General features: G+C 45.5%; 12 protein-coding genes. 9 read left to right on the top strand and 3 right to left on the bottom strand.

The features are described 5' to 3' along the window. Positions 1 to 8: 8 nt before the first annotated feature. Positions 9 to 1,841: a glutamine--fructose-6-phosphate transaminase (isomerizing) gene (gene glmS / locus TSUB_RS21945; protein ID WP_087025066.1), complete on the top strand. Its 1,833-nt coding sequence runs from the start codon at positions 9 to 11 to the stop codon at positions 1,839 to 1,841. Positions 1,842 to 2,020: 179 nt separating this feature from the next. Here glmS and TSUB_RS21950 read toward each other — a convergent pair whose 3' ends face one another. Beyond that, the gene (locus tag TSUB_RS21950) at positions 2,021 to 2,443 is read right to left on the bottom strand and encodes a type II toxin-antitoxin system VapC family toxin (protein WP_246616476.1); all 423 of its coding nucleotides are present in this window, start codon (positions 2,441 to 2,443) and stop codon (positions 2,021 to 2,023) included. Then, positions 2,436 to 2,669, bottom strand: coding sequence for a type II toxin-antitoxin system VapB family antitoxin (vapB, locus tag TSUB_RS21955; protein ID WP_087025062.1), 234 nt, complete (start codon positions 2,667 to 2,669; stop codon positions 2,436 to 2,438). The genes TSUB_RS21950 and vapB overlap by 8 nt, the downstream gene beginning before the upstream one ends. A 206-nt stretch (positions 2,670 to 2,875) precedes the next feature. On the opposite strand from vapB, the gene TSUB_RS21960 reads away from it, so the two are divergent. The 6 genes from TSUB_RS21960 to TSUB_RS21985 all read left to right on the top strand — a co-directional run bounded on the left by TSUB_RS21960 (position 2,876) and on the right by TSUB_RS21985 (position 6,775). Then, a protein-coding gene (locus TSUB_RS21960) for an IS3 family transposase (protein WP_087022304.1) occupies positions 2,876 to 4,026 on the top strand; the annotation gives its coding sequence in 2 pieces (ribosomal slippage) (positions 2,876 to 3,113 and positions 3,113 to 4,026; 1,152 coding nt in all). Positions 4,027 to 4,205: 179 nt separating this feature from the next. Then, complete coding sequence (locus TSUB_RS21965) at positions 4,206 to 4,658, top strand: hypothetical protein (RefSeq protein WP_087022307.1); 453 nt, start codon at positions 4,206 to 4,208, stop codon at positions 4,656 to 4,658. Between the two features lie 36 nt (positions 4,659 to 4,694). Then, positions 4,695 to 4,910 (top strand): hypothetical protein, encoded by a 216-nt coding sequence (locus TSUB_RS21970; RefSeq protein WP_087022309.1) that lies wholly within the window; start codon positions 4,695 to 4,697, stop codon positions 4,908 to 4,910. Positions 4,911 to 5,086: 176 nt separating this feature from the next. After that, entirely contained in the window at positions 5,087 to 5,410 is a 324-nt protein-coding gene (locus tag TSUB_RS21975) for a hypothetical protein (RefSeq protein ID WP_087022312.1), read from the top strand. 315 nt (positions 5,411 to 5,725) lie between these two features. Beyond that, positions 5,726 to 6,154: a GNAT family N-acetyltransferase gene (locus TSUB_RS21980; protein ID WP_087022314.1), complete on the top strand. Its 429-nt coding sequence runs from the start codon at positions 5,726 to 5,728 to the stop codon at positions 6,152 to 6,154. Positions 6,155 to 6,226: 72 nt separating this feature from the next. After that, complete coding sequence (locus TSUB_RS21985) at positions 6,227 to 6,775, top strand: DinB family protein (protein WP_087022316.1); 549 nt, start codon at positions 6,227 to 6,229, stop codon at positions 6,773 to 6,775. 104 nt (positions 6,776 to 6,879) lie between these two features. Here TSUB_RS21985 and TSUB_RS21990 read toward each other — a convergent pair whose 3' ends face one another. Further along, positions 6,880 to 7,734: an AraC family transcriptional regulator gene (locus TSUB_RS21990; RefSeq protein ID WP_087022319.1), complete on the bottom strand. Its 855-nt coding sequence runs from the start codon at positions 7,732 to 7,734 to the stop codon at positions 6,880 to 6,882. Positions 7,735 to 8,150: 416 nt separating this feature from the next. On the opposite strand from TSUB_RS21990, the gene TSUB_RS21995 reads away from it, so the two are divergent. Further along, positions 8,151 to 10,463, top strand: coding sequence for a penicillin acylase family protein (locus TSUB_RS21995; protein WP_087026349.1), 2,313 nt, complete (start codon positions 8,151 to 8,153; stop codon positions 10,461 to 10,463). 429 nt (positions 10,464 to 10,892) lie between these two features. Beyond that, complete coding sequence (locus tag TSUB_RS22000; RefSeq protein WP_087026352.1) at positions 10,893 to 12,941, top strand: TonB-dependent receptor; 2,049 nt, start codon at positions 10,893 to 10,895, stop codon at positions 12,939 to 12,941. Positions 12,942 to 12,970 lie beyond the last annotated feature (29 nt).

Raw genomic sequence — 12,970 nt, forward strand, 5'->3', positions numbered from 1 at the left:
ATACAACTATGTGTGGAATCGTCGGCGCAGTCGCGCAACGTGACGTTGCGGAAATACTGTTAGAAGGGTTACGCCGCTTGGAGTATCGCGGTTACGATTCGGCAGGCATTGCCGTCACTACCCCAGAAGGGGAACTTAAGCGTCTTCGTCGCTTAGGTAAAGTACAAGAGCTGACCGATGCGGTTCACAGCCAACCAATGGCGGGGGGCACAGGAATCGCACATACGCGTTGGGCGACACATGGCGAACCTTCTGAAGCCAATGCACACCCGCATATGTCAGGGAGTGATATCGCCGTCGTGCACAATGGCATCATCGAGAACCATGAAGCGCTACGTGAATCATTAAAAGAAGCGGGCTATGCCTTCACATCACAAACTGACACAGAAGTGATTGCACACCTCGTTGATCTGGAACTCACTCGTCACGACACCTTGCTTAGCGCCGTACAGGCTACAGTGAAACAGCTCGAAGGTGCGTACGGCACGGTGGTAATGGATAGACGAGACCCAAGTCGCGTCGTCGTCGCCCGTTCGGGTAGCCCATTAGTGATCGGTTACGGCATGGGTGAGCACTTTATCGCCTCTGACCAACTCGCCCTACTCCCCGTTACCCGGCGTTTCGCCTTTTTAGAAGAAGGCGATGTTGCAGAGGTCACGCGTTTCGATGTCAACATTTTTGATGTAAACGGCGACCCCGTCACACGTGATGTAAAAGAGAGTGAAGTCTCACACGATGCGGGCGATAAGGGGCAATATCGCCATTACATGATGAAAGAAATTCACGAGCAACCTGTCGCGCTGCAACGTACCTTGGAAGGTCGCATCGCCAATGGACACGTTGTCGCATCCGCGTTTGGCGAGAATGCCGAAGCCTTACTTAAAGACGTGAAACATGTGCAAATCATCGCCTGCGGTACCAGCTACCATGCGGGTCTCGTTGCACGCTACTGGTTCGAACAATGGGCAGGTGTGAGCTGTAACGTCGAAATCGCATCCGAGTTCCGCTATCGCCGCTCTCATGTGTTTGAAAACAGCCTTCTCGTGACAATTTCACAATCAGGTGAAACCGCCGATACGCTTGCTGCACTCCGCCTTGCTAAGGAAATGGGTTACATGGCGAGCCTAACGATCTGTAACGTACCCGGCTCATCGCTGGTCCGTGAATCAGACATGGCATACATGATGAAAGCGGGCGCTGAGATTGGTGTCGCCTCGACCAAAGCCTTTACAGTGCAGTTAGCCGGTCTCCTCATGCTTGTCGGTGCCATTGGCCGCCACAACGCGTTGGACGCACAGACAGAGCATGCGCTGGTTTCTGCACTACAGAGCTTACCTGCAAAACTAGAGCAGACCTTGGCGATGGCAGAAGACATTGAAGCACTCGCAGAAGACTTTGCTGATAAACATCATTCACTGTTCCTAGGGCGTGGTGAGCAATCACCGATTGCGATGGAAGGGGCATTGAAGCTCAAAGAAATCTCCTACATTCATGCCGAAGCCTATGCCGCTGGCGAGCTTAAGCACGGCCCTCTCGCCCTCATCGATGCGGAAATGCCCGTCATTGTCGTCGCGCCAAACAATGAGTTGTTAGAAAAGCTGAAATCGAACGTCGAAGAAGTGCGCGCACGCGGTGGATTGATGTACGTTTTCGCCGATACCAATGCGCATTTCAGCAGTGATGACACCATGAAAGTGCTTAACGTCCCACACTGTGATGAGTTTATTGCTCCTATTGTCTACACCCTGCCCTTGCAGCTCTTGTCTTATTACGTTGCACTCATCAAAGGTACTGATGTCGATCAACCACGAAATCTCGCGAAAAGCGTAACAGTAGAGTAAACAGGTATAAGCAAACCTTGGTGATTGTCGGAAGACAATAAAGTTTGAACATTAACAATAAATATTGATCGTTTTTTAACCTCCTGCTATCGCTAGCTTAGTCGGAGGTTTTTTTATGTCAGATGCAGGTAAGCCACTACATTTCAATGAATATACAAATAACCCCATGATTGTATCCCTTAATGAACCCAATCTTCGAGGTTTAAACCAGTAACTCGATTAAACTCTCTTGTGTTGTTAGTAACAACAACACAGCCTGTTGCAATTGCGTGTCCCGCGATAGCCGTATCGTTATTGCCGATAGGTGTACCTTTTGCCATTAGGTCGCGCTTAACTTCTGTAGTGGCGTCTACTGCTGCTTTATCCCAAGGTAATATCTCATCAACTCGCTTAAGAAATTCTTCTACAAGTACCGCATGTTTAGGAGACGCTTTTTTACCAAGTAACCCGTATTGCATTTCTTGGTAGGTGATAGTCGAAATCACAATTCTATGTTGCTTACCAACAACTGCTTGGAGCTTTTGTAAAAGCTCAATTGGTTGCTCTCTCATAATGAATGAGCAGATACAAGTATCGAGCATGTAGTTGATCTTTTTATTCAAAGTTAAATCGCCCTTCGTCTGTCACTACATCTTCACGGCTGGCCATAAAGTCTTTATCAGCTTTATCTTGCTCCCCGAACGACAGCCAATCAGGGCGAGCTGGGCGCAAAGTGATTACATCGCCTTCTTTGTGAATTTCTAGTTCGTTCACACCATCGAACTCAAACTCTTTAGGCAAACGAACCGCTTGATTCTTGCCATTTTTAAATATTGATACCGTTCTCATAACACCCTCACACACTGACATATGCCCAACATGTGATTAGTATGAATACCAACCAGCATATGTCAAGCATATGCCTTGTATTTATAGAGCTAGCTTAAACAAATTTTCATCTGATTTTCACTCACATCAATGTATCCCAACTGGTAAGACCCCACTTCCCTAGACACTTAATAGTTATATAATTCAGCAAACTATGAGGTGTTGTTATGAGCGGAAAACGCTACACAGAAGAGTTCAAAATCCAAGCCGTTGAACAAGTCACTAAGCACGGTCATACACTTAACTCAACCGCTGAGCGGTTGGGAGTGAGCTACAAATCGCTTTGCGACTGGGTTAAAAGATATGAAAAGCCTGCAGAGCAACGACAGCAAGAAGATGATCATAACGCTGAGCTCAGGAAGCTAAAAGCCGAGCTTAAGCGGGTGACCATGGAAAGGGACATATTAAAGGAAGCCGCCGTGTACTTTGCCGGGGAGTCAAAGAAAAGTACACGTTCATAAGCGAGCGACTTCAGCGATACCCTTTGAAAGTGATGTGCCAAATCCTTGAAATCCAACGTAGTGGATTCTATGCGTGGCAGCGCAAGCCACTGAGTTGTCGCGCGAAAGAGGATCAACGTTTACTCGGTAAAATTAAGCAGTTTTGGCTTGAGAGTGGATGTGTTTATGGCTATCGCAATATCACTATCGATCTTCGAAGTGATGGTGAATCTTGTGGAAAGAACAGGGTTTATCGCTTGATGAAGCAAGCCAATATAAAAGCGGTGCGAGGCTATAAGCGCCACTTAGGCTTTGGTCGAGGTAAGCCTCATGTCGCCGCTCCAAACGTCCTAGACAGGGGATTTAACGTTGATAAGCCAGACCGAGCTTGGGTAACTGATTTCACCTACATCCGGACGCACGAAGGATGGCTATACTTGACGGTTGTCATCGACTTATTTTCTCGGAAAGTGGTTGGTTGGACAATGAAAAGTAGTCCCAAATCTGACCTAGTCATCGATGCATTGTTGATGGCTATTTGGCGTAGAAGACCCAAAAGCAAGGTTCTGATCCACTCTGATCAAGGGGTTCAATATACGTCGGATGATTGGAAGAGCTTCCTGAAAGTGCACAATATGGAAATCAGCAAGAGTCGAAAAGGAAACTGCCATGACAATGCTGTTGCTGAAAGCTCTTTCTCTCTGCTTAAGAAAGATCGAGTAAAGAAAAGAATCTACAAAACCCGCGCTGAAGCGCGCTCAGAGATATTTGATTATATCGAGTGTTTTTACAATCCCAGACGAAATAATGGTACTAATGGTGGACTGTCACCAAATGACTATGAAAGACAGTTTTTTCAGAAGCTTGAGAGTGTATAGAGTTCTGGGGGCTTTCCACATGATGTGAAATATGCGGCTCATGATTTTTGTGATGATGCCCTGTTTTGACTAGTTAAAGTTAATCACCTCATATTAAATATGGTAGGTTATACGGACATAAGTTTAAGGATGTTGTGCGGAAAAAACGTATATAGAGCGTGAAGTGTTTAGGGTGAATAGTGGATATCGATAATTACTCTCAAGAGTTAGCAAAAGCTATCTCTTCATACCTAATTGATCATCAAGAATTCTTTTCAAAATACGAAATTCTGGCATTTGATGTTGGCTGCTTCCCATGGCATGGCTGCTTCGAACTAAGCTTTCTAACATCAAGCGACAAATTGGAAGATAAATACGATATCGCCAATTGGAAGCTGTACGCATTCAATCATGAGCTTTTACCTCCTAGCCCTTATTTAGACAGGCTAGGTCAGGAGATGTTGGAAAATTATTCCAGTTCAGACGAACGTTCTGATCTGACTTTAAGATTACTATGTGCAACTGCGAAAGCAGCCATGTCTACTCTAGTTAGAGGCTCAATTGGGCAGTATAATCTTCATGATAATTTTAAAGTAACTGTCTTTGACCCAGACGCAAGCGATCAAGAAAACTTCTGTTTAGCACACAGTTAATGGAACGTTGCTATTTCGTAAACAAGGAACTTTACAATGAAAAAACTGTTTTGGTGGAACCTCACCGTTCAAGAAAAGATGAAGCGTTCATTCGTACTCACCCCGATTACAGGGATCCTACTCTTTTTATTGCTCAACGACGCTGACCTATCTGGGCTGAAAATCTCAGCAATCGTAGCAATCGGTATGATGCTCATGCTCCTTCAAGGACTGTATTACAAAAGAAAGCTGACTAAAAACAACGTACAATGACGCGAATCTAAAGTGTATATAGAAGATAACCCGCCTCCATCAAAGCAGTTTTAGAGTCATTTAGTTGAAGCTGCGAACCTGATGGGCAATGCTCATGCTGATAGATACAAATCAATTCGAAGTGCAGCCACATAATCATGAAAAAGTACTACTGCTGGAAGTGTGACGGAAAATTAATGCCATTTCTCGAAGAGCATGAATGGGACATTGTTTCGCCACACCTTATGGATGCTAAAATTGCGATTCAGAACTATCGAGAAGAGCATGGGTGCAGCTTGAAGGAGGCGCGACTTAACTGTAAGCCTGAAACAACCCATTTATTCGAAGAGCTAACTGGTATGCCGGGTGTCCATTTCGATACAATCTACCAACTCCGCCTAAGCGACTGGGGCCTGAATGTGGCAACTGTGGTCACCTACTCAGAACAAGAAAAGCAAGTTATTGTGCAAACTGCGGGAAGATGCGCTTTGACAAACTTACATAACAGCCCAGCGATATAAGGTTCCTGATATTCAATATCGCTGGTGACTTCTCACTTCATGGCTTAACTTGGTGAGCGTGAGATCTACGCCATTGAGCCCGATTTTGATGGCAAGCACCAGAGACATCACGTTTTTTGTGAATGCTAGGGCGTTGATTCTCTACAGAATGCGGTATTATTTGAATACCGCGCATCGCCGATTCCCTGAGTTGTATATTGTTTGGCGATAATCATTCGATCAGTGAAGGTAATATGCGTTTATCTCATCGTTTATAAATGAATAAATGAGAATATCCGCTAGGACGCGGCATTATGATCTAAAAGGAAATGTAGAATGGAATTCATCATCAGAAATGCTTTAGGGTCAGATGGATTTGGTATCAATGAAGTCTCTAAGCATCTTGGTTATGCAGAGCTCTCTTCCTCCAGCGCATCGTCAAAGCTCGAAGAGCTACTCAACACTACCCTAGATCAAGTCTATGTTGCAGAAATTGACGGTCATATTATTGGGTGGTTGCATCTTTCCTATGCTCGCCGACTTGCCTCTGATAATTATTTCGAAATTTGCGGTTTAGTTGTTTCCCCTGATTTTCGAGGTCGTGGTGTAGGTAAACACTTAGTGCAGTTCGCGCAGGATAAAAATGATGGAAAAATGAGAGTGCGTTGCAATGAGCTTAGGGTGGAATCACATAAATTCTATGAGGCTGTCGGGTTCCATAGCAACAAACTTCAGCGTGTATTTCAGCATATTCATAGAAAATAGCTTAGCAAGGACGCTTAACGCTCGGCGACTTCAATCGCAATCGAAGTCACTATTAGATACTTGGGAGATCAAATGGATTTATCTTCAAATTTCAGAATGTTGGCGCTATACAACCAGCGCATGAATAAGCAATTGCTTCATGTGTGCAGTAAGCTGACTCATGAACAGTTACATCAGAATACTCACGCCTTTTTCCCGACAATTATGGCTCACTGGAATCATCTCTTGTTCGGTGACTTAATCATGCTTCAGCGTCTTGTCGATAACGAGTTAGTGGCAGTCGAACCAGCGGTTCTAGAGAAGTTACCCATTTCTCAGTCAGTTTCTGACACCTTCGTATCGAATCTGGATGAACTCTTTGCATTACGAGCACTTGTAGACTCAATTTACATTGATATCACGAATCAATTAAGCGCCGATAGTTGTCACCAAGTAGTCAGTTATACGACAACCGAAGGACAGAAAATTGAACGAACAGTGGGTGAGTTTTGCCAACATATTTTCAATCATCAAACCCATCACAGAGGTCAGCTAACCTGTCTGTTAAGTCAGTTTGGTTTAGACTTCGGCTGCACAGACCTGCCTATCATCGTGCCTGAGGGAGCGCGTATATCAGAATGAACCACAGGAACGCGAGTGTCGATAAAGTGCGCGTCACGGGCTACGTTTTCATAACCCGCGGCTTTGTTTAAGAAAGTGCCACTCAAGAATCAGGTTGTGCTTTCCTACTGAATGGGGAGGTTGATATCAACTTCGAAGTATTTATCGACTGGATTGACGACTTTATATGCATCAAATCGGGTTCTATTGTCCAAGCTATAACCACTGTTCGGCAACCAGACATTAAACATCCCTTTATAATCATGAGAAATTTCGCTTGAATTACCTTTCGCAGAATAAGTGGCAAACTTCCCACCTTTGAGAATGCGCGTATCCGTGGTGATATGTGGCGGTATCAGCGTGTCAGCGTCGATTTTTATACAGATATCATAGATACAGCGATTTCTCTCTGTGATATTCGGATCGCTATAACAGACATCAATTAACTGTGAGTAATCTTGGACTAGGCTACGGTGGTCGTCGATAAACTTCGGCCAATGTTGGACAAGGTCATCATAGTGACCAATGAAACGCCGATAGAGTACGCGTATATCTTCCAAGTCTTGAATTACTACATTTTCATCATAATATTCAAATGGTTGATAAATAAACTCTTTGCCATCAACATGGTTTACCACGTCAAACTTGTTGGTTTTCTTTAGTTTTCTAAACTTTGCAGGAGAAAGCCCGTGGTGCTTGCTAAACGCTGAGCTGTAGTTGGATGAACTATATCCGTAGCCTAAGCCAATATGGGTAATACTATTGCCTGTATTTGTGCCAAGCACAATGGCGCTATCTTCCATTTTCAAACGCTTGATCAAGGCGTAGATACTTTCACCTGTCGAATCTTTAAACAACCGACCAAGGTGAAACTTCGATAAATTACAATGCCCTGCCACCTCTTCAACACCTAATTCACTGGTAAGGTTGTCGAGTATATATTCAATGGCTCTGTTTATCGTTTTGTTTTCTACTTCCATATATAAACTATTTATCTATCAATAACTTATTTCTAATCAGATTCAACGCACAGCGTGCTGTTCTCAGTACGCTTTCGATGCGTGTTTTTCGATCTAGATCGCTAAGCCTTCGGCCACGAGACCTTCAAACACTAAATTTTCAAGCATTAGAACTTCCAACCACGCCTTGCTGATCAGCCTAGGCATTCTCACTGAACAAGCATTTTGTGGTCACTTGAGTTTAAAAAAGCACAAATTCAGAAGAAAAGAGAGACAATATTTCGTATCATTGCCTGTTCGGTAATGATAATGATTATCATATCAAAAGAAAAGGACATTGAGAAAGCAGCGTAGCAACTATCAAACGGACTCGTTTGTTGCTTATACCCGCTGTTGGGCAAATGTCAGTTAATCGTCGCTATTAGGGTTAAAAAAGCATGACTCAGTTTTCTCAACCTGTTCCAGAAAGCAAAACGTTAACCTATGAAAATCAGGGAAAGTTTGACCAAGTAGAGATCGTTTGGACCGATAAGGACGTGCCTCGTATCCTAGCAAATAACTACGAGAGCTTAGGCTTTGGCTACGGGTACGCCCATGCCCGAGATAGGCTCGTGGAACTCCTTGGGCAGGCTATTGCCATGCGTGGTCAGCGCTCCAAATACTATGGGCCAGACGCCTTCTCGACCTTAGGCTTCCTAAAAACGACTAATCTGAACTCTGACTTGATGTTCAAGCTTAGGGTGCCCGACGAGTGGGTTAAAGAAGAACTGGAGCGGCTAAACCCAGAAACCCAAGATTATATTGTTGGCTACGTCAATGGCCTAAATTTCTTTGTTGATAATCTCTCTGAAACACAGCGCCAGCAGATTATCGGCCAAGAGCCGACGGTGCGATTTGAAGTTGAGGATGTTGTGCGCTTTACCATGCGCTTTGGGATCATGAAGGAGTTAATCGAGATTGGGCCGCATCTTCTTGCTACTGCCAACTGTATTGACGGGAATACATCAAGCGATAGTCTGTCACCGCATGATTCCCCAGTTGACGTTGAAGGCGGTTTTGGTAGCAATGCTTGGGCGTACGGTGGCGATGTTGTTGAAGGTGGTGGCGCCATCTTGATGGGCAATCCCCATTCCGCTTGGCAAAGAAACCCGCATCAATTGCGTATTTATATGCACCAGTGCCAGCTCACCATTCCGGGTGAACTTGATGTCGCAGGCAGCACCTTCTTGGGCTTTCCGCTACCGCTGACGGGCTACAACGCCGATGTCTCATGGAGTATCTTGGATGCCGCGACGGTAACGCCTTATATCATGCAGCTCATGGACGTTAAGTTTGAACAAGACACGATTAAGTACTTAGTGGATGGCAACTATCAATCTGCGACGCTACGCGTCATCGAGATTGAAACACGGCAAGAATCAGGTCAAGTTACCACGCAATCCTACGCGTTTGCTCAATCCCATTTAGGGACACTTTTCAAGCTTCCCCAATCGCCCAACAAGCCCGCTGGCTGGTACGCAATGACCAACCCGGGCGAGTGCAACGCCAAGGGGTTAGATCAGTTTTTATCGGCGGCAAAAGCGCGTTCAACAAGAGCATTTATCGAGCAGATAGAGCAACACCGCGGTGTGCTTTGTCAGCTTGTTGTTGCAGACAAACATGGCGATGTGGGGTATGTGATCGCTGGTAATGTTCCGCCAATCACCGACGAAGCGATGGCAGATGCGCACGTTGGTATTGAAGGCGTTGCATTTAACGTCTTAGACGGAACTCAGTCTAAAAATACCTTCCGTGATCAAAACCAACGACCTCTACAAGCGGCCAAATCTTTTTATCCGAACATTGTCTCGCGTGGCATCATCCACAATACCAATAATAGCTATAAGTACAGCGAATTTGGTCAGCAGCAACCTGACTATCCATCAGTTTTTGGTCAGCATAGACAACAGCATACCTTAGCCGCCGCAAGACTTGACTATGATCCTCGCCTCATCATGTCAAATAAGCGAATGCAAGAGATCAGTGCAAACGGCAAGATAGACACTCAGCAAGCACTCGAAGTCGTGTTTGATAACCGAAACTATGCTGCAGAAACCTTCCTAGATTGGATCTTGACGCTAGAACCCAACGATTGCTCAACGCCACTCAAGCACGCCTTTCAGGTATTAGCAAACTGGGATCGCAAGAACAACGCCGACAGTCGCGGTGCACTTCTGTTTCATCAGCTATGGGGGAAGGTTGTAAGGGCCAAACTCGTTAAAGTGAGCGGATTTGGTGATCCTGAAGTGGAATCTGAACTCTCCACCTCATTACAAAGCCAACAATTCATAGTGGCGGCACTGGAGCACTCCATCACAGAATTAGAGCAACTTGGCTTTACCTTAAATGCTGCGTGGGGGACCGTGCTCTATCAGACTGCTGACAACCGCCCTATCGCGATGCATGGTGGATCTTATGAGCAAGGCCTGCTCAACGGCGAAATGCCCGCTGAACTAACACGTGACGGCTTTTCCTACATCTTATTTGGCACTGCCTATCTTCAGTTAACTGAGTGGCAAGGAGATACGATTTGCCCACAGGTGTTATTGGCACACGGTCAGCGCGACGGCGTAGGTTCAGAAGCACGTAGCTGTCAGTTGCAAATGTTTCTGGATAAATCGCTGTACCCAATGCCCTATAGCCCCCGACAGTGGGAGAATACTTATCTCACCCATAAAGTGACTATTACCCGCGCTGACCTTGTTTCTTAGGCTCACCCCAAGCAGCGTCAGAGGCTGAGTCAGAGAGGTTTTCTCGGTTTTACCTGACCTCTTTGGCTATATACTCATCGACACTCACCTGATGATTCCCCCTGAATCATCAGGTGTATTTTTCCGCACTCTTCTTATTCTCCATTCGGCCAAACTCGCCATCATAGCGATCACCCAAAACTCTAATTGCTTGCCTGAACGAAAAGCACAAATTCAGAAGTATGAGCCTATAACAGTTAGTAAACTACGCCCACCAATGAGAATGGTTATCAAAATCATACTATGACGTCACGATAACTAGGACTTTATCTACAAGGGACATGCGCTTTAGAAGGCCAAGCTGTATCTCCCACGCACTTAACAATGAAGTTATACGAGCCATCAACGCTTGTAATATGGCGACCCACAACACTCTAGGAGAATGACCAAATGGAATTACTGCGCACGGAGCGCTTACTGAAAAGCCAGCCAACCAAACACCCTCTCAGCACCCTCGCAGCATCAATCACGGTTGCCTGTTTTGGTATGCACGCAGGGATTGCCGTTGCCACAGAAGAAACGACAGACGGAATGGTGCCAGCAGTCGTCGTTTACGGTGACAAGTCTGAGCGTTCACTCCAAGAAACAAGCGCAAGTGTCATCGTTTATGACCAAGACGCAATGCAGCAAAAGGGCATTAATACCACGCAGGATTTACTGAGAATGAGCCCTAACATTGTCGATACGGGTTACGGTAACCAAATTGCGACCATACGAGGCGTTGATGGCTCCGGGCCCGGCGTGGGAGCCGCCGCCTTCATTTCAGGCTCAAAACCCAGACTTAACGTTTCTTTGGATGGACGCTCGCTGACCTACAATGAACTCGCCTATGGCCCAAATTCAATGTGGGATATGCAGCAAGCAGAGGTGTATCTTGGCCCACAAAGTTACATTCAAGGCCGAAACTCCATTGCGGGTACGGTAGTCCTAAAATCCAACGCGCCTATTTTTGAGCGTCAATTCGCCGCTAAAGCCGGTTTGGGAAACCATAGCCTACAGCAGACCGCCATTGTCTATAACGACGTGCTTGTCGATGATCAGGTCGCTTTTCGTATCAGTGCTGATAGGCAGTACCAAGAGAGTGCCGTCGCATTGGTGAGCTTTGAGCCCGCAGGTGATTCAAAAGAAATCGAATCAAATGTCATTCGCGCTAAGTTACTGGTTGAGCCAAGTAAGATCCCGGATCTCTCTTCGACGATTTCCATTTCGCACAATAACAATCGCGCGCCGCAAGGCCAGTATGAACCCGATGATTCACCCAATGCCCCCTTCCCTTCCAAGCGTCCAGTTTATGAAGGTAAGTCGGACAGCTATGTATGGGACCTCACCTATGGAGTAACACCTAACGTTGAGCTCACACTTAACGCCAACTATACCGATTTTGAAATCGATCGTATTGTGCCAACTGGCGATAGATTCACTGCGAAAATTGAAGGTAAAGAGCACCATATTGAACCATCACTGAGATACCTCTCTGATTCAGAACAACTGGATCTTTTGGTCGGAGTAAGATATTTCAGTAATCGCCAAGATGACTTTATTGATGGAATGGGTAGCTACGAAGATAAGACCAAGACCCAATCTGCTTACTTACAAGCTATTTATAACTTAAGCCCTAGCTTGGTGCTCACCGCAGTCGGCCGCTATGAAAGTGAAAAACGCTTTAGACGAGGAGGGAATGGTGCGTTTGCTCTGGACCTTGATGAGACCTACTCCAACTTCTTGCCCAAGCTCGCCTTGGCATGGCACTTCGATAGCAATAACACTTTTGGTGTGAGTGCCGCAAAAGGATTTAGCTCAGGCGGCGCTGGGATTGATTTCAACGAGAATACAAACTACCTATTTGACGAAGAATCGGTGTGGAACTATGAGTTCTTTACGCGCCACCGTTTAATGGATCAAAGCCTGCAACTGACAACAAATCTGTTTTATAACGACTACGACGATTTGCAACAGTTAACAGGCGCAGAGATCTCAAACTTGGATAGTGCAAGGTCCTATGGTGCAGAAGCGACTATGGACTGGTATGCAACAGACGATCTCAGTGTGTTCGCTAACATGGGCTTATTGAAGTCAAAAATTAGAGATACTTACAAAAATGCCTATGACGGCAAACAATTTGCTCGTGCACCAAAGTTTACCAGCACAGCTGGAATCAATTATTGGTTAGGTGATGTCGAGTTCAATGGTAATGTTCAGTACGTTGGTGACTATTACTCAACCACAAACAATGATGCTCTGGGAAAAATCTCTAGTTACACTACCGTTAATGCGTCGATTACCTACAACTTCGATTACGGACACATCAAGCTATTTGCAAATAACCTGTTCGATGCCGACGACGTCATCCTCTACGAAGCACGAAGAGTGGTCTATACCAATTCTCCACTGCTACAAAAAGCCCGCACGGTCGGCTTGTTGGTAGAACTTGACTTCTAATCTTAGACGCAGACCAGTATCCCTGATGC

The sequence above is a fragment of the Thaumasiovibrio subtropicus genome, from assembly GCF_019703835.1.
In the GTDB taxonomy this organism is placed as follows: Bacteria; Pseudomonadota; Gammaproteobacteria; order Enterobacterales; family Vibrionaceae; genus Thaumasiovibrio; species Thaumasiovibrio subtropicus.